This window comes from Methylorubrum populi (genome assembly GCF_002355515.1).
GTDB lineage: Bacteria > Pseudomonadota > Alphaproteobacteria > Rhizobiales > Beijerinckiaceae > Methylobacterium > Methylobacterium populi_A.
In genome coordinates, this window is the sequence record NZ_AP014809.1 from 4,595,909 (window position 1) to 4,617,384 (window position 21,476).

Annotated in this window: 21 protein-coding genes; 16 read left to right on the top strand and 5 right to left on the bottom strand. The window is 69.2% G+C overall.

Annotated elements, in window-relative coordinates:
* Positions 1 to 73: 73 nt before the first annotated feature.
* The 3 genes from MPPM_RS21290 to MPPM_RS21300 all read left to right on the top strand — a co-directional run bounded on the left by MPPM_RS21290 (position 74) and on the right by MPPM_RS21300 (position 4,724).
* A complete protein-coding gene (locus tag MPPM_RS21290; RefSeq protein ID WP_096486761.1) occupies positions 74 to 4,156 on the top strand; it encodes a Pls/PosA family non-ribosomal peptide synthetase in 4,083 nt (1,360 codons plus the stop codon).
* Positions 4,157 to 4,236: 80 nt separating this feature from the next.
* Positions 4,237 to 4,446, top strand: a complete 210-nt coding sequence (locus tag MPPM_RS21295; protein ID WP_096487961.1) for a DUF5397 family protein — start codon at positions 4,237 to 4,239, stop codon at positions 4,444 to 4,446.
* On the top strand, positions 4,446 to 4,724 hold the full coding sequence (locus tag MPPM_RS21300; RefSeq protein ID WP_096486762.1) for a virulence factor: 279 nt from the start codon (positions 4,446 to 4,448) through the stop codon (positions 4,722 to 4,724). The genes MPPM_RS21295 and MPPM_RS21300 overlap by 1 nt, the downstream gene beginning before the upstream one ends.
* A 21-nt stretch (positions 4,725 to 4,745) precedes the next feature.
* Here MPPM_RS21300 and MPPM_RS21305 read toward each other — a convergent pair whose 3' ends face one another.
* Positions 4,746 to 5,402, bottom strand: a complete 657-nt coding sequence (locus MPPM_RS21305; protein ID WP_096487962.1) for an alpha/beta hydrolase — start codon at positions 5,400 to 5,402, stop codon at positions 4,746 to 4,748.
* A gap of 272 nt (positions 5,403 to 5,674) precedes the next feature.
* Between MPPM_RS21305 and MPPM_RS21310 the strand changes: the two genes are divergently transcribed.
* From MPPM_RS21310 to MPPM_RS21340, 7 genes are all read left to right on the top strand, one after another.
* Entirely contained in the window at positions 5,675 to 6,847 is a 1,173-nt protein-coding gene (locus tag MPPM_RS21310; RefSeq protein WP_096486763.1) for a cysteine desulfurase family protein, read from the top strand.
* 105 nt (positions 6,848 to 6,952) lie between these two features.
* Entirely contained in the window at positions 6,953 to 8,422 is a 1,470-nt protein-coding gene (gene sufB / locus MPPM_RS21315) for a Fe-S cluster assembly protein SufB (RefSeq protein WP_096486764.1), read from the top strand.
* Between the two features lie 170 nt (positions 8,423 to 8,592).
* Complete coding sequence (gene sufC / locus MPPM_RS21320; RefSeq protein ID WP_012456163.1) at positions 8,593 to 9,345, top strand: Fe-S cluster assembly ATPase SufC; 753 nt, start codon at positions 8,593 to 8,595, stop codon at positions 9,343 to 9,345.
* Complete coding sequence (locus MPPM_RS21325) at positions 9,345 to 10,667, top strand: SufB/SufD family protein (protein ID WP_096486765.1); 1,323 nt, start codon at positions 9,345 to 9,347, stop codon at positions 10,665 to 10,667. Before sufC ends, MPPM_RS21325 begins: the two co-directional genes overlap by 1 nt.
* Positions 10,668 to 10,829: 162 nt before the next feature.
* On the top strand, positions 10,830 to 11,276 hold the full coding sequence (locus tag MPPM_RS21330) for an endonuclease domain-containing protein (protein ID WP_096486766.1): 447 nt from the start codon (positions 10,830 to 10,832) through the stop codon (positions 11,274 to 11,276).
* The gene (locus MPPM_RS21335; RefSeq protein ID WP_096486767.1) at positions 11,273 to 12,514 is read left to right on the top strand and encodes a cysteine desulfurase; all 1,242 of its coding nucleotides are present in this window, start codon (positions 11,273 to 11,275) and stop codon (positions 12,512 to 12,514) included. Before MPPM_RS21330 ends, MPPM_RS21335 begins: the two co-directional genes overlap by 4 nt.
* Before the next feature lie 51 nt (positions 12,515 to 12,565).
* Positions 12,566 to 12,949 (top strand): SUF system Fe-S cluster assembly protein, encoded by a 384-nt coding sequence (locus MPPM_RS21340; RefSeq protein ID WP_012456166.1) that lies wholly within the window; start codon positions 12,566 to 12,568, stop codon positions 12,947 to 12,949.
* Between the two features lie 163 nt (positions 12,950 to 13,112).
* Here the strand turns inward: MPPM_RS21340 and MPPM_RS21345 are convergent, their stop codons facing one another.
* Positions 13,113 to 13,718 carry a Uma2 family endonuclease gene (locus tag MPPM_RS21345; protein WP_096486768.1) on the bottom strand — a complete coding sequence of 202 codons (606 nt, stop codon included), beginning with the start codon at positions 13,716 to 13,718 and terminating at the stop codon, positions 13,113 to 13,115.
* 157 nt (positions 13,719 to 13,875) lie between these two features.
* On the opposite strand from MPPM_RS21345, the gene MPPM_RS21350 reads away from it, so the two are divergent.
* On the top strand, positions 13,876 to 14,256 hold the full coding sequence (locus MPPM_RS21350) for a HesB/IscA family protein (protein WP_096486769.1): 381 nt from the start codon (positions 13,876 to 13,878) through the stop codon (positions 14,254 to 14,256).
* 30 nt (positions 14,257 to 14,286) lie between these two features.
* On the opposite strand, the gene MPPM_RS21355 is transcribed toward MPPM_RS21350, so the two are convergent.
* The 3 genes from MPPM_RS21355 to MPPM_RS21365 all read right to left on the bottom strand — a co-directional run bounded on the left by MPPM_RS21355 (position 14,287) and on the right by MPPM_RS21365 (position 17,586).
* A complete protein-coding gene (locus MPPM_RS21355; RefSeq protein WP_244573377.1) occupies positions 14,287 to 15,351 on the bottom strand; it encodes a GGDEF domain-containing protein in 1,065 nt (354 codons plus the stop codon).
* Between the two features lie 200 nt (positions 15,352 to 15,551).
* Positions 15,552 to 17,066: a DEAD/DEAH box helicase gene (locus MPPM_RS21360; RefSeq protein ID WP_096486771.1), complete on the bottom strand. Its 1,515-nt coding sequence runs from the start codon at positions 17,064 to 17,066 to the stop codon at positions 15,552 to 15,554.
* A 292-nt stretch (positions 17,067 to 17,358) separates the two neighbouring features.
* Complete coding sequence (locus tag MPPM_RS21365; protein WP_096487963.1) at positions 17,359 to 17,586, bottom strand: hypothetical protein; 228 nt, start codon at positions 17,584 to 17,586, stop codon at positions 17,359 to 17,361.
* Positions 17,587 to 17,935: 349 nt separating this feature from the next.
* On the opposite strand from MPPM_RS21365, the gene MPPM_RS21370 reads away from it, so the two are divergent.
* The 5 genes from MPPM_RS21370 (at position 17,936) to MPPM_RS21395 (ending at position 21,464) form a co-directional block, all read left to right on the top strand.
* Positions 17,936 to 18,802, top strand: coding sequence for an outer membrane protein (locus MPPM_RS21370; RefSeq protein ID WP_096486772.1), 867 nt, complete (start codon positions 17,936 to 17,938; stop codon positions 18,800 to 18,802).
* 764 nt (positions 18,803 to 19,566) lie between these two features.
* Positions 19,567 to 19,971, top strand: a complete 405-nt coding sequence (locus MPPM_RS21380; protein WP_096486774.1) for a hypothetical protein — start codon at positions 19,567 to 19,569, stop codon at positions 19,969 to 19,971.
* Between the two features lie 185 nt (positions 19,972 to 20,156).
* Complete coding sequence (locus MPPM_RS21385; protein ID WP_096486775.1) at positions 20,157 to 20,429, top strand: hypothetical protein; 273 nt, start codon at positions 20,157 to 20,159, stop codon at positions 20,427 to 20,429.
* A 62-nt stretch (positions 20,430 to 20,491) separates the two neighbouring features.
* Entirely contained in the window at positions 20,492 to 20,908 is a 417-nt protein-coding gene (locus tag MPPM_RS21390; protein WP_096486776.1) for a DUF2934 domain-containing protein, read from the top strand.
* A gap of 265 nt (positions 20,909 to 21,173) precedes the next feature.
* Positions 21,174 to 21,464 (top strand): hypothetical protein, encoded by a 291-nt coding sequence (locus MPPM_RS21395; RefSeq protein WP_096486777.1) that lies wholly within the window; start codon positions 21,174 to 21,176, stop codon positions 21,462 to 21,464.
* The last annotated feature ends 12 nt before the right edge of the window (positions 21,465 to 21,476 follow it).

A 21,476-nucleotide genomic window follows, 5' to 3' on the forward strand; every position in this document is an offset into this window, starting at 1 on the left:
GGCCGTGGGCGTCGGCGCGGGGTTCGACCGATCCGGGAATGGGCAGCACGTGGAATCGGCAGCAGAGCATCGGATGAGCGGCCTCGCCGAGGCGGGGCGGCGGGAGGACGGGCCGGGCGGGAGCCTCGCGGGCCGCGCCGTCCTGCGCGGGCCGGTCCGCCCCGACCTGATCCGCCGGGAGACCCTGGCCGACCTGTTCCGGGCGAGCGCGCGGGCGCGGGCCGACGCTCCCTGCCTGATCGATGCCGCCGAGCCCGGCTCCGGCGGGCGCCGCCCGGTCCTGACCTATGCGGAGGTCGATGCCCGCTCCGACGCCATCGCCGCCGGGCTGTTCGCCCGCGGCATCGGCCCCGGCGACGTCGTCGGTCTCTGGATGGCCCGCGGCACCGAGCTGCTGATCGCGCAGATCGGCATCACGAAATCCGGGGCCGCCTGGCTCCCCTTCGACGCCGAGGCGCCCGCCGACCGCGTCGCGGTCTGCCTGGGCGATGCCGAGGCCAAGGCGCTGCTCGTCTCGGAGGCTCTGCGTCCGCAGGCGCCGGAGGGCACGCCCGCGCTCACCACGGAAGAGGTGCTGGCGGCGGGGCAGGGGGGGGCACCGCCCGATCTCGATGCGGCCGGCCTCACCCCGGCGCATCCGGCCTACCTGATCTACACCTCGGGCTCGACCGGCGTGCCGAAGGGCATCGTCATCAGCCACGCCAACATCTGCCACTTCCTGCGCTCGGGCAACGCGGTCTACGGCATGCGCGCCGACGACGTGGTGTTCCAGGGCGCCTCCGTCGCCTTCGATCTCTCGATGGAGGAGATCTGGGTCCCCTATCTCGTCGGCGCCTGCCTGTTCGTGGCGAGCCCGGCCATGATGGGCGACGTGGAATCGCTGCCGGCGATCATCGCGGAAGCCGGTGTCACCGTGCTCGACACGGTGCCGACCCTGCTCGCGATGATCCCCGGCGACCTGCCGAGCGTCCGCCTCGTCCTGCTCGGCGGCGAGGCCCTGCCCGAGCCGCTGGTGGCGCGCTGGGCGACCGATCGGCGGCGCCTGTTCAACACCTACGGCCCGACCGAGGCGACCGTGGTGGCGACCGCCGCCGAGATGCGGCCGGGCCGGCCCGTCACCATCGGCGGCCCGATCCCGAATTATTCCGTCTACGTCGCCGACGAGGCGCTGACCCTGCTCGGTCCCGGTGAGCAAGGCGAATTGCTGATCGGCGGCCCCGGCGTGGCCGGGGGCTATCTCAAGCGGCCCGAACTGACGGCGGAGAAATTCGTCGCCAACCCCTACCCGTCCGACGGGACCGACCCCGTGCTCTACCGCTCGGGCGATGCCGTCTCGATGACGCCGGAGGGCGACATCGTCTTCCACGGCCGCATCGACGATCAGGTCAAGATCCGCGGGTTTCGCGTGGAGCTCGGCGAGATCGAGGCCCGCATCCGCGGCGAGGCGGGAATCAACCAGGCGGCGGTGGTCCTGCGCCGCGACGACGAGGTTGACCGCCTCGTGGCCTTCCTTGTCCCTGAGCGCGGCGCCGATCTCGACCGCGCGAATCTCCGAAAAAATCTGGCGGCGCAGATGCCCCCCTACATGGTGCCCGGCCATTTCGAGACGGTCGAGACCCTGCCCCGGCTCACCTCGGGCAAGGTCGACCGCAAGGCCCTGCGCATCGCCCCGCTCACCGTCGCCGCGGCGGACGGCGAGCAGGAGATGCCCGACAACGAGACCGAGGCCGCCTTGCTGGCGGCGGCGAAGCGGGTGTTCGGCGACGGGCCGATCGGGCTTGAGGCCGACTTCTTCTCCGAACTCGGCGGCCACTCGCTCCTCGCCGCCCGCTTCGTCGGCGCGGTGCGCGAGACGCCCGCGCTCGCCGGCATCACCCTGCAGGACGTCTATGCCGGCCGCACGCTCCGGGCGATGGCGGCGGGCCTGATCGAGCGCAGCGGCGGCGTCGGCGCGCAGACCGCGATCCGCGACCTCGGCTTCGCCCCGCCCCCGCTCCTGCGGCGCGCCCTGTGCGGGCTGGCGCAGGCCGTGGCGCTGCCCTTCGTCATCGCGCTTGCCACGGCGCAGTGGCTCGGCATCTTCGTCACCTATCTGCTGCTCACCGGCGGCGGGCTCGGGTTCTGGGGCGAACTCGCCGTCCTGCTTCTCGTCTATATCGGCATCAACGCGGTCACCGCGACGATCGCGATCGCCGCCAAATGGCTGATCCTCGGGCGCACCAGACCCGGCCGCTACCCGCTCTGGGGCGTCTACTATTACCGCTGGTGGCTGGCGCAGCGCCTGACGCCGCTGGTGCACATCAAGTGGCTCCAGGGCTCGCCCGCCATCGTCGCCTATCTGCGGCTACTCGGCGCGAAGATCGGCGACGACGTGCTGATCTCCGACCTCGATGTCGGCGCCGCCGACCTGCTCAGCATCGGCCGCGGCTCGTCGCTCGGCGGGCGGCTCGTCATCGCCAATGCCGAGGTCGTCGGCAACGAACTCGTTATCGGCCGGGTCGCGATCGGCGAGGATGTCGCCATCGGCACCTCCTGCGTCATCGGCCCCGGCACGGCGATCGGCGACCATGCCGAGATCGCCGATCTCACCACCGTGCCGGCGGGCACCGAGGTCGGCCCGGCCGAGGCCTGGGACGGCTCGCCCGGCCGCCGGGTCGGCACCGTGGACTTCTCCGCCCTGCCCGAACCGGCCACCGCCTCGCCCGCCCGCCGGGCGGCCTTCGGCGCGGTCTACGCCTTCCTGCTCGCGGCGGTGCCGGCGGTCGGCCTGCTGCCGATCTTCCCGGCCTTCTACATCTTCGACCAGATCTCGGATAATCTCTCCGAGATCACCGACGTCGATTACCACGTCTACCTGCCGCTGCTGACCTGGCCCACCGCCATGCTGATGACGGCGGGCACGGTGCTGCTCATCGCCGCCATCCGCTGGGCGGTGCTGCCGCGGGCGACATCCGGCACCGTCTCGATCTGGTCGGGCTTCTACCTGCGCAAGTGGCTGGTGGCGCTCGCCTCCGAGGTGACCTTGGAGACGCTCTCCTCGCTCTTCGCCACCGTCTACATGCGGGCATGGTACCGGCTGATGGGGGCAAGGATGGGCCGGGGCGCCGAGATTTCGACCAATCTCGGCTCGCGCCACGACCTCGTCTCGATCGGCGCCAACAACTTCATCGCCGACGAGGTGGTGGTCGGCGAAGAGGAGATCCGCCGCGGCTGGATGCATCTCCACACCGTCGAGACCGGCGCCCGCGTCTTCGTCGGCAATGACGGCGTGCTGCCGCCGGGCACGCGCCTGCCCGACGACGTCCTGATCGGCATCAAGTCGAAGCCCCCGGCCAACGCGCAGATGGGGCCGGGCGAGACGTGGTTCGGCTCGCCGCCGATCCGCCTGCCGGTGCGGCAGAAGGTCGATCTCGGCTCGCACGCGCAGACCTTCGAGCCGAGCGTGTGGGCCAAGCTGCGGCGCGGCCTGTTCGAGGCCTTCGCCACCTCGTTCTCGCCGATGCTCTACATCTCGCTCGCCATCTGCGCGATCGACTGGGTGTTCTACCCCGAGATCCTCGAAGGCGACTGGCTCGGGCTGGCCGTGGCCTTCGTGCTCGCGAGCGTCGTCATCGCCCTGATCCAGACGAGCAGCGTCATCTGTCTCAAGTGGCTCTTGATGGGGATCTACCGCCCCGGCATGCGGCCGATGTGGTCGTGGTGGGCGATGCGCACCGAGGCCATCGCGGTGGCCTATTGGGGCTTGGCCGGCAAGGTGCTGCTGGAGCACCTGATGGGCACGCCGTTCCTGCCCTGGGTGCTGCGCCTGTTCGGCGTGAAGGTGGGGAAGGGCACCTGCCTGCTGATGACCGACATCACCGAGTTCGACTGCGTCAGCATCGGCGACTACGCGGCGATCAACCGCTCGGCGGCGCTCCAGACCCACCTCTACGAGGACCGCATCATGAAGGTCGGCCGGGTCGTGGTCGGGCGTGGCGTGTCGGTCGGGGCGTTCTCGACCGTGCTCTACGACAGCCATGTCGGCGACTACGCGCGGCTGCGCCCGCTCACCATCGTCATGAAGGGCGAGTCGATCCCGGCCCATTCCGAGTGGGAAGGGGCGCCGGCCGTGCCGGTGGTGCACGCGGCGGGAGGGGCGGTGGCGAAGGCGGCGTGAAGCCGGCAGGCTCTCGCCGCCGCAGGTCTTTTCATGCGATGATCGTCGGTATGGGTCTTGCGGCTCCCGAGGACACTCTCATGCTCGATGCGAAGCCTGCGGCTTTCCAGGAACCCCGCAGCCTGATCGGCTCATGGCGGCGCTTCGGCTCGGTTGGGCCCGTCTATGAAATCGTCGGTGTGACGGAGAAGGCGACGGATCGCCCGCAGATGCGGATTCGCGTTCTGGAGACGGGCGAGGAACTCGACTACCCGCTCACGGACCTCCTCGACGACCCTGCGGAAGGCTGATGTTCGCCATCGCCTTCGATCTGGTCGTCGTCGAGACGCAGGCCCATCATCCGAAGGGGATCGCACAGGCCTACAGCGACATCCGCACGGTGCTCGCCCGGCAGGGATTCGACTGGGTTCAGGGGAGCCTTTACGTCAGCCATGACGAGGATCTGGCGAAGCTGTTCGCGGCCATCACGGCGCTGAAGGCTCTGCCGTGGTTCCCGGCCTCGGTGCGCGACCTGCGCGCCTTTCGCGTCGAGCAATGGTCGGACTTCACGGCGACCGTCAAAGGCTGACGGCCGCCGCGCTCGTCAGCCTCACGCCGTCTCGGCCTTCGCTCCGAGTCGCTTGTCGAGATAGGTGTCCACGGTCTGGGTCAGTTCGTCGACCTTGCCGTCGAAGAAGTGGTTGGCGCCCTCGACCATCTGGTGCTCGATGATGACGCCCTTCTGCGTCTTCACCTTCTCGATCACCGGGATCACCTCGCGGGCCGGCGCGACCCGGTCTTCGGAGCCGTGCACGAACAGGCCGGAGGAGGGGCAGGGCGCCAGGAAGGTGAAGTCGTAGCGGTTGGCCATGGCCGCGATCGAGATGAAGCCCTCGATCTCCGGGCGGCGCATCAGCAGCTGCATCCCGATCCATGAGCCGAACGACACGCCCGCGATCCAGCAGGACTTCGCCTCGGGGTTGACCGACTGCACCCAGTCCAGAGCCGCCGCCGCGTCGGAAAGCTCGCCCGAGCCGTGATCGAAGGCGCCCTGGCTGCGCCCGACCCCGCGGAAATTGAAGCGCAGGGCTGCGAAGCCGCGATTGGCGAAGGTGTAGAAAAGATTGTACACGATTTGATTGTTCATCGTGCCCCCGAACTGGGGGTGCGGGTGGAGCACGATCGCGATCGGCGCGCCCTTCTTCTTGGGCGCCTGATAGCGGCCTTCCAGGCGGCCGGCAGGGCCGGAAAAGATGACTTCGGGCATGGTGTCCTCGAGATGATCCGCTTCCCGCCCCTCTCGCATCCGGAAGGCAGGGGGAACCGGGCCGGCCTTCGGCCGGCAATGGCTTGACTCGCTGCGCGCGCCACTTACAAGCGCTCTTAGAATAATTCTAGGCGATTAGAATTATTCTAAACAAGGTTTCGGCCTCGGTCTCCGATGCAAAAGGCGCGCGTTGCGCGCGGCTTAGCACGGGGGAGGGGGGCGAAATCAAGAAAATCAGGAATTGTCAGGGCGATGCGGAGCGGAACGGCGGGATGACGTCAGCGGCGCGCAGCTATCTCGATCACAACGCGACCTCGCCGGTGCGTCCGGAGGTCGCGATGGCGGTTGCGCGCGCGCTCGAACTGCCCGGCAATCCCTCCTCGATCCATGCGGAGGGCCGCGCCGCCCGTTACGCGCTGCAGGCGGCGCGGGCGCAACTCGCCGCCCTCGTCGGGGCGCACCCGGAGTGCGTCACCTTCACCAGCGGCGGCACCGAGGCAGCCAACGCCGTCCTCTCCGGCGCCCTGCGCAAGGAGGGCCGCCCCGCCCCTACCCGCCTGATGATCTCGGCCACCGAGCATCCCTGCGTCGCCGCCGGCCACCGCTTCGCGCCGGAAGCGGTCGAGGTGCTGCCGGTGGACGCGGCGGGCCTGCTGCGCCTCGACGCCCTGGCGGCGCGCCTCGACGCCTGCCGCGACGAGAGCGTGCTGGTCTCGGTCCACGCCGCCAACAACGAGACCGGGGTGGTTCAGCCGCTCGCCGAGATCGTGCGGCTCGCCCGCGCCCACGGGCGGACGCTCGTCCACAGCGACGCGGTCCAGGCGGTCGGAAAGATCCCGCTCGATTTTTCCGCCCTCGGCCTCGACGCCCTGACGCTGTCCGGCCACAAGTTCGCCGCGCCGAAGGGCGTCGGCGCCCTGGTGCTGGCCGAGGGGGTGAGCCTGGAGACCGCCTTCCTGCGCGGCGGCGGCCAGGAGGCGCGCCTGCGCTGCGGCACCGAAAACCTTCCGGGGATCGTCGGCCTGGGCGAGGCGGCGGCGATCGCCCAGGCCGCTCTGGAGAGCGAGGCGGCGCGGCTCGCCGGCTTGCGCGACGGGCTCGAAGCGCGGCTTCGGGCGCTCGCCCCCGACGCGGTCGTGTTCGGGCAGGGCGCGGCGCGCCTGCCCAACACTCTCAGCTTCGCCGTGCCGGGGCTGGAGGCCGCCACGGCGCTGATTGCCCTCGATCTCGCCGGCCTGGCCGTCTCGTCGGGCTCGGCCTGCGCCTCGGGCAAGGTGGCCCGTTCCCCCGTGCTCGCGGCGATGGGCGTGAGCCCTGCGCTCGCCGCAGGGGCGCTGCGCGTCAGCTTCGGCTGGAATTCGCGCGCGGATGACCTGTCACGCTTCGTGGCGGGGTTCGAACGGGTCGTTTCGTCCCTATATCAGCGGCGAGGGCAGGCAGCCTGAGTCTCTCTCAGCGCCGCCCGCCCAAGCCATTCTTTCGGCGGTGAAACCCGCCGTGTCGTTGGAAACCCCCGGCCCTTGACGCCGGAGTAGGTTAGGAGACGCTGAATGCCTGCAGTGCAGGAGACCATTGATCGGGTCCGTTCGATCGACCTCGACCAGTACAAGTACGGCTTCGAGACCGTGATCGAGATGGAGAAGTCCGAGAAGGGCCTCTCCGAGGACGTGATCCGCTTCATCTCGGCGCGTAAGAACGAGCCGGAATGGATGCTCGAATGGCGCCTCGACGCCTACAAGCGCTGGCTCACGATGAAGGAGCCGGAATGGGCGCGGGTCGAGTACGACCGGGTCGATTACAACAACATCTACTATTACGCCGCGCCGAAGCGTAAGGGCCCGGAATCGCTCGACGAGATCGATCCCGAGATCCTGAAGACCTACGAGAAGCTCGGCATCCCGCTGCGCGAGGTTGAGGTGCTGGAAGGCATCGCCCCCGAGCGCCGCGTCGCGGTCGATGCTGTGTTCGACTCGGTCTCGGTGGCGACCACCTTCAAGAAGGAGCTTGAGAAGGCCGGCGTGATCTTCATGCCGATCTCCGAGGCCATCCGCGAATACCCGGACCTGGTGAAGAAGTACCTCGGCTCGGTCGTGCCGGTGACCGACAACTTCTTCGCGACCCTCAACTCGGCCGTCTTCTCCGACGGCTCGTTCGTCTACATCCCGCCGGGCGTGCGCTGCCCGATGGAGCTGTCGACTTACTTTCGCATCAACGAGCGTGACACCGGTCAGTTCGAGCGCACGCTGATCATCGCCGACAAGGGCTCCTACGTCTCGTATCTCGAGGGCTGCACCGCCCCGAAGCGCGACGACAATCAGCTCCACGCCGCGGTGGTCGAGCTGGTGGCGCTGGAGGATGCTGAGATCAAGTACTCGACCGTCCAGAACTGGTACCCCGGCGACAACGAGGGCAAGGGCGGCATCTACAACTTCGTGACGAAGCGCGGCGATTGCCGCGGCGCCCGCTCGAAGATCTCGTGGACGCAGGTCGAGACCGGTTCGGCGATCACGTGGAAGTACCCGTCCTGTATCCTGCGCGGCGACGATTCCCGCGGCGAGTTCTACTCGATCGCGGTGTCGAACGGCATGCAGCAGGTCGATTCCGGCACCAAGATGATCCATCTCGGCAAGAACACGACCAGCCGGATCATCTCGAAGGGCATTTCCGCGGGCCGCTCGCAGAACACCTACCGGGGGCTCGTCTCGGCCCACAAGAAGGCCAAGGGCGCGCGCAACTTCACCAACTGCGACAGCTTGCTGATCGGCGATCAGTGCGGGGCGCACACCGTGCCCTACATCGAGTCGAAGAACGCGTCGGCCGTCTTCGAGCACGAGGCCACCACCTCGAAGATCTCCGAGGACCAGAAGTTCTACTGCCAGCAGCGCGGCCTCTCCGAGGAGGAGGCGACCGCGCTCATCGTCAACGGCTTCGTCCGCGACGTGCTGCAGCAGCTGCCGATGGAGTTCGCGGTCGAGGCCCAGAAGCTGATCTCGATCAGCCTCGAAGGCTCGGTGGGCTAAAGCTCAAGGCACCGTATGTCGTGAAAACCCTCCCGCCTCTGCGGAGCAGGCGGGAGAGCGGAGCGACCTCTCCGGATGCGGCGCTCCCCTCTCCCGACCCGCTGACGCGGGCCACCCTCCCCCGCAGAGGGGGGAGGGAAAACACCGGAATCGAACAGGACTATCCAACTATGCTTGAGATCAAAAACCTCGTCGTGCAGATCGAGGACAACCGCATCCTCAACGGCCTGAACCTCACCGTGAACGACGGCGAGGTCGCCGCGATCATGGGCCCGAACGGGTCGGGCAAGTCGACGCTCTCCTACGTCATCGCCGGCAAGGAGGATTACGAGGTTCTCGACGGCGAGATCCTGCTCGACGGGCAGAACGTGCTGGAGATGGCCGCTGACGAGCGCGCCGCCGCGGGCATCTTCCTGGCCTTCCAGTACCCGCTGGAGATCCCCGGCGTCGGCACCATGACCTTCCTCAAGGCCTGCCTCAACGCCCAGCGCAAGGCGCGCGGCGAGGACGAGCTCTCGACCCCCGACTTCATCCGCGCGGTGAACGCGGCCGCCGACAAGCTCGAGATCAACAAGGAGATGCTCAAGCGCGCCCTCAACGTCGGCTTCTCCGGCGGCGAGAAGAAGCGCATGGAGATCCTCCAGATGGCGCTCTTGCAGCCGAAGTTCTGCGTCCTCGACGAGACCGATTCCGGCCTCGACATCGACGCGCTGCGCATCGTCTCCGAGGGCGTGAACGCGCTGCGGGCGCAGGGCCGCTCGTTCCTCGTCATCACCCACTACCAGCGGCTCCTCAACCACATCGTGCCCGACACCGTGCACGTCATGTCGAAGGGCCAGATCGTGAAGACCGGCGGCAAGGAACTGGCGCTGGAGCTCGAGGCCTCCGGCTACGCCGAGTACCGCACGAGCGAGGCTGCGTAATGGCCGACGTCACCAATCTCCGCTCCCCCGCCGAGGCCGGGCTCTCGAAGCTGTTCGAGTCCTCGCGCAAGGCCTTCGCCAGCGAGTCCGCGATCAGCCGCGAGGAGGCGTTCCGCTTCTTCGAGGCGACCGGCCTGCCGAGCCGCCGGGTCGAGGCGTTCAAGTACACGGATCTCCGCGCCGCGATCACCGAGGCCGCCCCGCCCGCCGAGGCGCCGTCCGAGGACGCCGCCCGAGCCGCCGTTGCCGGGGCCACGGGTTTCAACGAGGTCGAGGCCGCGCGCCTCACCTTCGTCAACGGCCATCTCGTGGCCGCGCTCTCCGATCTCGACCGGATTCCCGAGGGCGTCACCGTCACCCCGCTCAACGCGGCGCTTGCGGCGGGCGATGCCCGCCTCAAGCTCCTCGCCCCCGTCGAGCAGGTGCGCGAGAACCCGATCTATCAGCTCAACACCGCCTTCTTGGCGGACGGCGCGCTGATCTCGGTCGCCCCCGGCGCCAAGCCGCAGACGCCGGTTCACCTGCGCTTCGTCGGTACGGGTGAGGCGGCCTTCTCGACCGCGACCCGCGTGCTGGTCGAGATCGGGGCCGGTGCCGAGTTCTTCCTCTTGGAGAGCCACGAGGGGCCGTCCGGGCTGACCTACCAGCCCAACGACGCGCTCGACGTGCGCATCGGCGCCGAGGCCGCCTTCCGCCACACCCGGCTCAACCGGGAAGGGGACGCGGCGATCGCCCTCTCGACGATCTCGGTGCGGCTCGACGCCCGGGCGCAGCTCGAGACGGTCAACCTCGTCACCGGCGCCAAGCTCTCGCGTCACCAGATCTACCTGCACGTCGCGGGCGAGGACGCCAACGCGGTCGTCAACGGCGCGACGCTGCTGGGCCACGGCCAGCTCGCGGACTCGACCCTGCTCGCCGACCACGCGGCGACGGGCGGCGTCGGCCGCGAGATGTTCAAGACGGTGATCGACGGCGATTCCACCGGCGTGTTCCAGGGCAAGATCATCGTCCGCCAGGTCGCGCAGCAGACCGACGGCAAGATGAAGTCCGACTGCCTGCTCCTGACCGACGACGGTCAGATGATGAACAAGCCGGAGCTGGAGATCTTCGCCGACGACGTCGCCTGCGGCCACGGCGCCACCTGCGGCGCCCCGGACGAGGACCTGCTGTTCTACCTCATGGCCCGCGGCCTGCCGCGTGCCACCGCCGAGAGCCTGCTGGTCCAGGCCTTCGTCGGCGAGGCGGTGGAGACGGTCACGCATGAGGGCGCGCGCGACGCGCTGATCGGCGGGATCGAGGCTTGGCTGGCGGCGCGGGGGTGAGAGAAACCCTCTCACCTCTGCGGGGGAGGGTGCCCGCGGAGCGGGCGGGAGAGGGGAGCGACGTCTCCGGACAATGCGGACCCGGCCCCTCACCCGACCTCCTTCGGGGGCCACCCTCTCCCGCGGAGGGGAGAGGGCGGTGCGTACGATGGGGGATTGGCAATGGACAAGCGTCCGAGGCTGAATGAGGTCTCACCCCGCCTGCGCCGCTTCGCTCGCGCACAGCGCCATGACATGCCGCACGCCGAGGCGTTGTTCTGGGAGCAGGTGCGCGGTGGCCGGTTCCGCGGCGCCAAGTTCAAGCGCCAGGTGCCGATCTCGCCCTTCATCGCCGACTTCTTTTGTGCGTCGGCCAAACTGGTCGTGGAGATCGACGGTCCGGTGCATGAGACCGATGATCGTCGCCGACGCGACGAGGCCCGCAATGCGTGGCTGGCAGCCCAGGGCTTCCTCGTCCTGTGCTTCTCCACCGACCTCGTTCTGAGCAATCCCGGTGCGGTGATGGACGCCGTCGGCGCGGCCATCGCGGATCGGGGTTATCCCTCTCCTGCCTCGCTGCGCGAGGCACCCTCCGCCACCGGAGGGGAATTCGCGAGCGCCCTTTCATGAATGCACCCGTTCCTGCCCCCTACGACGTCGAAGCGATCCGAAAAGAATTCCCGATCCTCTCGGAAAAGGTCTACGGTAAGCCGCTGGTCTATCTCGACAACGCCGCCTCGTCGCAGAAGCCGAAGGCGGTGATCGATGCGATGGTCTCCTGCATGGAGACGGGCTACGCCAACGTCCATCGCGGCCTGCACTACATGGCCAATGCCGCGACCGAGGGGTTCGAGGGCGCGCGCGAGACCACGCGCCAGTTCCTCAACGCGCGCTCCACCGACGAGATCATCTTCACCCGCAACGCCACCGAGGCCTACAACCTCGTCGCCTCGTCGATGGGCTGGGCCGGGCTGATCGGGGAGGGGGACGAGATCATCCTCTCGATCATGGAGCACCACTCCAACATCGTGCCCTGGCACTTTCTGCGCGAGCGGCGCGGAGCCGTCATCAAGTGGGCGCCGGTGGACGACGACGGCAACTTCCTCGTCGAAGAGTACGAAAAGCTGTTCAGCCCGCGCACCAAGATGGTGGCGCTCACCCATATGTCGAACGTGCTCGGCACGGTGACGCCGGGGGAGGAGATCGTGCGCATCGCCCACGCCCACGGCGTGCCGGTGCTGCTCGACGGGGCGCAGAGCGCCGTCCACCGCCCGATCGACGTGCAGGCGCTCGATTGCGACTTCTTCGTCTTCACCGGCCACAAGGTCTACGGCCCGACCGGGATCGGTGTGCTCTACGGCAAGAAGGAGTGGCTCGACCGGTTGCCCCCCTACCAGGGCGGCGGCGAGATGATCCGCACGGTGAGCCAGGATGCGATCACCTACAACGACCCGCCCCACCGCTTCGAGGCGGGCACGCCGGCGATCATCGAGGCGGTCGGCCTCGGCGCCGCGCTCGAATTCATGATGAAGCTCGGGCGCGAGAACATCGCCGCGCACGAGGCGATGTTGACGGCCTACGCGCAGGAGCGGCTCGGCGCGATGAATTCGATCCGTCAGATCGGCAATTCCCGCGACAAGGGCGGCGTCATCGCCTTCGAGGTGAAGGGCGCGCATGCCCACGACATCGCCACCGTGATCGACCGGCAGGGCGTGGCCGTGCGGGCGGGCACGCACTGCGCCATGCCGCTGCTGACCCGCTTCGGCGTGACCTCCACCTGTCGCGCCTCGTTCGGCCTGTATAATACGACCCACGAGATCGACGCCCTCGCCGAGGCCCTGGCCAAGGCCGAGATGCTGTTCGCCTAAGTTTTGGAAACGTTTCGGCCGTCGGACGCGGCGGCCGGAAGGAGTGATCCGATGAGCACCGACGCCACCATCACCGGGGGCACCAACACCCCCGCCCTCGCGGCGGCTTCCGCGATCCCGGCGGAAGAAATCGACCGCCTGACGGACGAGATCGTCGTCGCGCTGAAATCCGTCTACGATCCCGAGATTCCCGCCGACATCTACGAACTCGGCCTGATCTATCGGGTGCAGATCGAGGACGACCGGCGCGTGCTGATCGACATGACCCTGACCGCTCCGGGCTGCCCCGTGGCCGGCGAGATGCCGGGCTGGGTCGAGAACGCGGTCTCGGCGGTGCCGGGCGTGCAGTCCTGCCAGGTCACGATGGTGTTCGACCCGCCGTGGGACCAGAGCCGGATGTCCGACGAGGCCCGCGTCGCCCTCGACATGTGGTGAGGGGCGGTTCCGTCGGCCGATCTCGTTGTCGCGCAGGATCGGTCCGATACGGCTTCCGGGTGACAAGTTCGGTTCCGTCCTCACCACCGTCATTCCGGGGCGCTGAGAAGCGAACCCGGAATCCACGATAGGACGGTACGGAAGGGATCCACCGGAAACCGGGTCAGGCTTCCGGCACGGTATCGGCCGGATCCCATCGTGGTTCGAACGTCAATCCGTCGTAGATGTCCGACAGCGCCAGCCGCGCCCCGATCTCGGGCAGGTCCACCACCGCCTCGAGCCCGTCGAACGTCTCGATCGCCCAGCCCTCGTCGTTGCGGCGATAGAGCAGAACCTGCGGCAGGATGGTCTCCACGAGGAGGATGCAGCGCAGGGTCGGATGGCGCTTGTACTCCTCCAGCTTGCGCGTTCGGTCGACGGCGCTCGTCGAGGGGGAGGCGACCTCGACGACCAGCCGCGGTTCGCGGGCCTCGTAGGTGTCGCGGACGAGTTCGGCGCACTCGACCGTCACATCGGGGCGTCGCAGGCCACGAATGCCGGTTCGGATCGCGATATCCGCCGTCGTCGGACGGCAGCCCGAGCCGCGCAGCTGCGTGTGCAGCGAGGCGATGATGTTGACGGTGGCTCGGTCGTGCTGCGCGCTGCTGCCCGTCATCATCCGGTGGCGCAGGACCGGAATGCCGTCGACGAGTTCGTAGCGCTCGTCCTGATGGAGCTGCCAGGCGAAAAACTCGTCCGGCGTCATCCGCCGCCGCGCAGGATCGGCCATCGCACCCTCCGTCACCGATTCAGCATAGCACGGCTGCAATCGGCCGGCGCATCGGGTCTCGCAGTGGACCGGTGCTGCGGGAGTGCTTATCTTTTCAGGTGTACGAAAACCCCTCACCCGCCCGGGCCTTGAACCCGGCCGCAGGAGAGAGACCACGATGTCAGGTTTCAAGGTGATCACGCTGACCGACCGCGCCGCGGATCGGCTCAAGGCGATCATGGCCGATGCGGAGAAGCCGATCGCCGGCTTGCGCGTCGGCGTGAAGAACGGCGGCTGCGCCGGCATGTCCTACACGATGGAATATGCCGAGGAGCGGAAAGCCGGCGAGGACGTGATCGAGGACCGGGGCGTGACCGTGTTCATCGACCCCAAGGCGGTGCTGTTCCTGCTCGGCACCGAGATGGACTTCCAGACGACCAAGCTGTCGTCCCAGTTCGTGTTCAACAACCCGAACCAGACCTCGGCCTGCGGCTGCGGCGAGTCGGTGGCGATCACACCCGTCAATCCGGAACGCCTGGCCGCCGGCGCCCCGGCCTGACCGCGAGGGGCCCCGGCCCCCTCCCTGATCTCAGGCGACGTCGCGCAGAACCGAGGCCTCGGTCTCGTCGAGGCAGAGGTTGCGCCCGGCGCGCTTGGCGGCGAACAGGCAGGCATCCGCCCGCTCCAGCAACGAGACGGCGTTGTCGTCCTCGCGGCGGGTCGCCACGCCGAGCGACACGGTGACCTTGCCGAGCGATTCGCCCGTCGAGCGCTTCACGAGCTCGCGGCCGGTCACGCTGGTGCGCACCCGTTCCGCGACGGCGCGGGCCTCGGCCAAGTCCGTCTCCGGCAGGACGATGCCGAACTCCTCGCCGCCGAAGCGGGCGAGCGTCGCGCCCGGCTGCGCCACATGCTCGCGCATGACGACGGCGACGAGGCGCAGCACCTGATCCCCGGTCAGGTGGCCGTAGAGATCGTTGAAGCGCTTGAAGTAGTCGATGTCGAGGACGATCAGGCTCGTCGGCCGGCGCCCGGCTTCCGGCACCTCGCAGGCCCGGTGCAGCGCCGTCTCGAAGCTCTTGCGGTTGCCAAGGCCGGTCAGGGCATCGGTCAGGCTCTCAAGGCGGGCCGCTTCCAGCGTCTCGCGCAAGCCCTCGATCTCGCTCCGGCTCTCGCGCATCCGCGCTTCGAGGGTGCGGTTGTTGGCGGTCACGTCGCGGGTGTTGGCGATGATCGTCGTGACGATCTCGCGCAGGCGGGTCCGGGTCGTGGCCGTGTTGGCGATGTCGTGGGACAGGGCCTGGAGCGACTCGCCGTACTGGGTCGTGGAGCGGATCGAGACCTCGATCATCTCCATGATGCCCTCGACTTCGGCGATGAGGCTCGAATTCATCCGATCCACCTCCAGGGCGAGGCGGCGCCCGTCGATGTAGGTGTCGTGCAATCCTTCGATGTCGGCGCTCGTCAGCGTGCCGTTCTGCGTCGTGAGCCGCTTGATCGCGTCGTTCATCAGCGGCTGCGTGCCCGACACGTAGAGGTACCACACCGCGTAGGCCCGCGGGGTGGCGCAGGCACAGTAGTCGCGCATCAGCTCGAAGCTGCGCTGCGCGAGCACGAAACTGCGATCACGGTCGAGATCGGGGCCGTGGCTCATCCGGTGACGTAGGCTCCTGCGGACGGGGCACGCCGCCCGCATCGTCCGCTCCGCCGGAGTGTCGCTTCAGAACCTCGCCAGGACGTTAAGAGGGGCCCACAAAACGCCCGGCGGCCGCTCAGCGCCGGCGACCGGAGCGCCGCCGCGAGAGACATCCTGCGAGAGACGTTCGGGTGGGCCCACGATGCGCCCGCCGGCCGTTACTTGCTCTTCCCGAACCCGGTCGGCTTCAGCAGGAAGGCCGGGACGTGCGAGCCGAGGCCGACCGGCGTGTCGTCATCCTCGTCGCGGCGCGGGGGACGGCGCTCGGAGCGGGACCGCTCGGGAGCGCTGCGGACGGGCTCGCGGGCCGGGGAAACCGGCTCCGGCTCGCGGATCGGCTCGCGACGGACATCCTCGCCGCGACCCTCGCCGCGGCCGCGATCGGAGGCCGGCCGGCGGCCGCGCGATCGGCTCTCGCTCGGCCGCTCGGTCGCCCGCTCGCTCGTCTTCTCGGAGCTTCGCTCGGTTCCCCGCTCGCTTCCCTTGGCCCGGCGGGTGCCGCGGCGGCGGCGCGGCTCGTCGCCCTCCGCGTCGTCGGGCAGGGAGGCGAGGTCGCCGTCGAGCCACTCGATCGGCCGGCCGATCAGGCTCTCGATCGCCGAGAGCGAGCGCTCGTCGGCCCGGCTCGCCAGGGTGAAGGCCGCACCCGAGCGTCCGGCGCGGCCGGTGCGGCCGATCCGGTGGACGTAGTCCTCCGGATGGTGCGGCACGTCGAAGTTGAAGACGTGGCTCACCGCCGGGATGTCGAGGCCGCGGGCGGCGACGTCGGAGGCCACGAGCAGCGGAACCTCGCCGCTGCGGAAGCCGTCGAGGGCGGCCATGCGGGCGCGCTGGTCCATGTCGCCGTGCAAAGCCGCCGCGTTGAAGCCGTGGCTGGTCAGCGAGCGCTGGAGCTGGGCGACGTCGCGCTTGCGGTTGCAGAAGATGATGCCGTTCTGCAGCTCGCTCGCCGAGCGGATGAGGTGGCGCAGCACCTTGCGCTTCTCATGGCCCTCGGCGCCCGTCGCCACCAGACGCTGCTCGATGGTCGTGGCGGTGGAGGCGGGACGCGCCACCTCGACCCGCTGCGGGTTGTGCAGGAACATGTCGGCCAGCCGCTCGATCTCCGGCGGCATGGTGGCGGAGAAGAAAAGCGTCTGGCGCGTGAAGGGCACCATCTTCACGATGCGCTCGATGTCGGGAATGAAGCCCATGTCGAGCATGCGGTCGGCCTCGTCGATGACGAGAAGCTCGACGCCGGTGAGCAGCAGCTTGCCGCGCTCGAAATGGTCGAGCAGGCGCCCCGGCGTCGCGATCAGCACGTCGGTGCCGCGGGTGAGCTTGGCGTCCTGGTCGGCGAAGGAGACGCCGCCGATGATCAGCGCCACGTTGAGCTTGTGGTTGGTGCCGTAGCGCTCGAAATTCTCCTCGACCTGCGCCGCGAGTTCGCGGGTCGGCTCCAGGATCAGGGTGCGCGGCATGCGCGCCCGCGCCCGGCCGGTCTCCAGCATGGTCAGCATCGGCAGGGTGAAGGCGGCGGTCTTTCCGGTGCCGGTCTGGGCGATGCCGAGCACGTCGCGCCGGGCGAGCACGTGCGGGATCGCCTGGGCCTGGATCGGCGTCGGCTCGGTGTAGCCGGCCGCGGAGACGGCTTGGAGTACCTTGTCACTCAGTCCAAGATCGGCGAAAGACATCGGGTGTGGGAAACCATTTGCGCGCGTGGAGTGGGCCGATCTGGGGCTCAGAGCTCGCGCCGGCGGATGATCGCGAGAGCCGTGCGCGGTACGCCGTCACGCGTCCGAACGCGCGCGACACTTAGACCCCTCTGCCTGCTTGTCAATCGACCGTGCCCCCGCAGCCGCCTCCCGCGGGCCGAGTACCGTTGCGCCGCAAGCATCCCGCGATCCGCCCAAGCGGGTCGGCGGCGGCGTTTTCGTGCCGGCGAGGAACCGGCCGCCGCCCGGAGCGCCGCCGTGACAGGACGCGTCAGTTCGCGAGGTTTCCACGCAGCGTGCAGGGATCGAGGCGCGTCGTCCGCGCGCTGGTTCCGATCGAGCCGGTGACCTCGGGGTCGATCACGTGCACGCCCGGTTTGCCGGCCGGCTTGGCGACGTGGTGGGCGAGGGCCGTGGCGCCGAGGCCGACGATCAGCGACATCTTGATCGTCCAGGCAAGGGGACCGCGCGGTCGGGGCGAGCCGGAATCGAGGGACATGAACAGCGCAATCCGTCGGGCCGGCTCCGGGAGCGGGCGCCGGCGCGCCGAGGATCGCCCGAACAAGGTTAATGTGGGCTTACGATGATGGCGCAACCGATCGTTAACCGTATATCCGGAAGACTTTCCTCCAGAATTTGACTGTTGCCAGGTTTCGACAAGACGAGCCGTCGATGTGCGCAATGACACATCGGGCCTGATCGAGTCCTCACGGCCGGGTAAGCTTCACCTTTCGTTGACGGGTTCGGGTGCATTGAACGCTTCATCGCAGGAGGGCGACGGATACCGGGGAGGATCCCCGGACCACTTCACACCAACACCGGCTCCCGCCAAACCAGGACACGACACGATGAAAAGCCTGCTTCTCGCTTCGAGCGCGCTCGTTGCCGCCACGGTCGCCGCCTCGGCCGCCGACCTTCCGCGCCGCGCCGCCCCGCCGCCGGTGTTCCAGCCGGTGCCGGTCTTCACCTGGACGGGCTTCTACGCCGGTTTCAACGCCGGCTACGGCTTCGGTACCCAGGACGACCGCGCCCCGACCGTGATCGGCGTCGGCCCGGCCTCCCTGCTCGTGCCCCCGGGCACCACCGCCGTGGTGGCCTTCAACAACCGCGAGTCCAACGAGGGCTTCGTCGGCGGTGGCCAGATCGGCTACAACTATCAGTTCACCCCGGGCTCCGGTGTCGTGATCGGTGTCGAGGCGGACGCCCAGTACGCCGATTTCGGCCGTAACCGGAACCGCTTCCTCACGACCAGCCCGCTGGCGGCCCAGCAGGTGTTCAACCCGGGCGGCCTCTCCGGCCTCGACTTCTTCGGCACCGTCCGCGGTCGCCTCGGCTACGCCTTCGACCGTACCCTCGTGTACGGCACCGGCGGCTTCGCCTACGGCTCGGGCGGCGGTCGCGAGTTCGGCACCGGCGTGTCGAGCGACGACTTCCAGACCGGCTGGGTCGCGGGTGGCGGTGTCGAGTACGCTCTCCCGACCGACTCGTTCCTGAACTTCTTCAAGTCCTCGGCCGTGACGCTGAAGGTCGAAGGTCTCTACGTGAACCTCGACCGCAACTCCGGCGGCCGCGGCGCCTTCGCGGTCGACAACGCGGGCCGCACGGTCACCGTGACCAACCCGGGCGTCGTGCTCGTCAGCGGCGGTCAGCAGGTCCGCGACACCGAGTTCGCCGTCGTCCGCGCCGGCCTGAACTACAAGTTCGGCTCGTACTAATACCAAGCGGCCCGGATCATGACCGATGGTCCTGTTCCGGGCGTCCGGCGGACGACCGCCGCCGCACCGTCGCGCGGGCCATCGGCGGTGAGTCATGATCATCGCCGATTGGCATAAGATCCGGATCCCCCGGCGGTCCCCACCGGACCGCCGGGCTTCCCCGAAAGAGCCCGGCCGCGCGCCGGGCTTTTTCGCGTTGGATGCCTCGCCTCCAGCCGATGTCGCGGTTAAGGTCTTGTTGACCATCCCGGCCGATTCTGGACGGCCCGGACGCCCCGATGCGGGGACCGGCGCCCGCAACCGCCACGGCGAGACCCGCGCATCCGCATGACAACCGGCATGAGATCGGACCGTACGGCAGGACGCGCCGCACGGTGGGCCGCCTCGGCGTGCCCGGGGCGTAGGGCGGTCCGCGCAGCCGCCCTGCTCGGGATCCTCTGCGGTTCGATCACCGCTGTGCGGGCGCAGGAGCCGCTCTACCTGCGGATCCGCGCGAACCCGGAAGCCCGGCTCGACGGGGCTGCGGCGGCCGGGCCGACGGGCGGCCCGCCCGCCGCCGGGACCGCGCGCAGGGAATCCGCCTGGGAGCGCAGCGACCGGCGCGCCCGGATCGCGATCGCCTCGGTCTGCACCGGATGCCTCGCCGGGCGTTCTGCCCTGCAGGCGTTCATGCCCTCCTCCGTGGCGGAAGCGCCGGCCTCCGACGCGCCTTCGCCGCTTTCCTCACCCTCTCCCTCGCCCTTTGCACCGACAGCAGGTGACCCATGACCCAGGCCCACCCGACCACCGGCGCGACCGTCGATCCGGAATGCCCGGTCTCGCTCGAACTGCTCGGCGAGGTCTACCGCGCCGACGAGTACGATCTGCCCTACATCCTCGAGACGATCCCGGCCCTGACCCGGGCCAAGCTCGCGGCCTATCTCTACGGCAAAAGCCACATGCACCAGCTCGGCCTGAAGGTCGCTCGCGCCTGCGAGCGCGAGGATCTGATCCGGGCCGTGGGCGAGATCGGCTCGGTGATCTACGGCCAGTCCCGTCTGAAGCCGGCCCAGGCGGCGCCCGAGGCCGAGGTGCCGGTCGCGCGCGGCCGGGGCGCCCAGGCGGCCCAGCCGAAGAAGGTCAAGATCAGCCTCGGCGGCTCCGCCGCCAAGGGCCGCAGCTTCGACTGAGCGCGGACACCTGTTTCGGCCGCCGCGATCACCGGTGGTGGCCGGAACGGGGCCTCTCGATCTTGTAGTCTCGATTTGTGTCTTTGCGTCGCTCCAAAGCGCGGCCATAGGCGAGCGCGGCTTGCTTCTGTCGGTTCGGATGTCCGTTGGAAGCGAGGCCGCATGGTGACCAGAGGATCCATTCGATGTTCGCGACGTGGTGGAAGCTCGGCCTCGACACGACCCTGCTCGCCTTCGAGGCCCAGTCGGTGATCGCCCTGCGGATGGCCAAGCTCGCGGCCGGCGGCACCGCCGCGCAGGCGGAGGCGCAGCGCATGGTGAGCGAGAAGGTGCTCGCGGCCGGCGAGGCGGCGATGCAGCTCGCCACGGGCGCCTCCCACGGGGCGGTGGTGGCCGGCTATCGCCGCAAGGTGCGGGCGAACCACCGCCGTCTCTCCCGCGGTGCGAAACGCGGTTAACCGACTCTTAACCATGAACTTCCATCGTTCGAACTCACGTCGGACGATTTCGGGAGAGCTTCATGGTGGTGTGCGAGAACAGCGTGCGCGAGCGCGCCTACTACATCTGGGAAGGCGAGGGCCGGGTGTTCGGCCGGGCCGAGGCCCACTGGCTGCAGGCCGAGGCCGAGCTGCGGCGGACCGTGCCGGCGCTCGAGGCCGAGGCGGTCGCCGCTCCGGTCAAGGCCGCCAAGCCCCGTGCCAGCCGCGCCAAGGCCGTCCAGACGCCGGTCACGGCTCCTGCCAAGACCGTCGCCAAGACCGTCGCCAAGACTGTCGCCAAGATCGCCGAAAAGGCCGCCGAGAAGCCCGCTGCCAAGGCGGTGAAGGCGGCGCCCAAGACGACCTCCAAGACGGGTTCCAAGACGGCTTCCAAGGTTCAGCCGGCCGCCGGCCGCGCCAAGTCCCGCGCCGGAGCCGAGGCTGTCGTCCTCCACTGAGCCGCTCCCCTGAACGGAACGCGGTTCGAGAGCCCGCCGTCCCCCGAGGATGGCGGGCTTCGCTTTTCGGGGTACCGCCCGCGAAAGCGGGGCCGCCGCCTTTCGGGGAAGCCGATACAAGACCGCGAGGCAGATGCAGGAATGCGGGGCGGGCAATCGCACCGGGAACGCCGGCGAGGCTCGGCCGTTTCCCCTCACGCTCCGCGGGCGGGGCCCGCCCGGGATGCACTCCCGGAGCATTTCCAGGATCGAGGACGGACGAGCGATGCGCGCGCTGATCGGACGAGGTGCTGCCGCCGTTTTTCTCGGCACGATGCTGGCGGCCGGCGCCGCGGCGGCGGGGCCGCTGGGGGCAGGGGATGCGTTCTACACCGGGCCCGCCGTGCCGGCGGTGAGCGGTCGGGCACCGTGGAGTGCGCCCTGGGAGTACGATTCCGGCAGCGGAAACGATCGCCGTCCCGAACTGCCCTACTATCAGCAGGGGCGCGGCCAGCAGACCGGCGGACCGGCCCGCAACCTCCTGCCCGACGACGGCCTCCACCTCTTCCCGCGCTGACGGCGGGTCCGC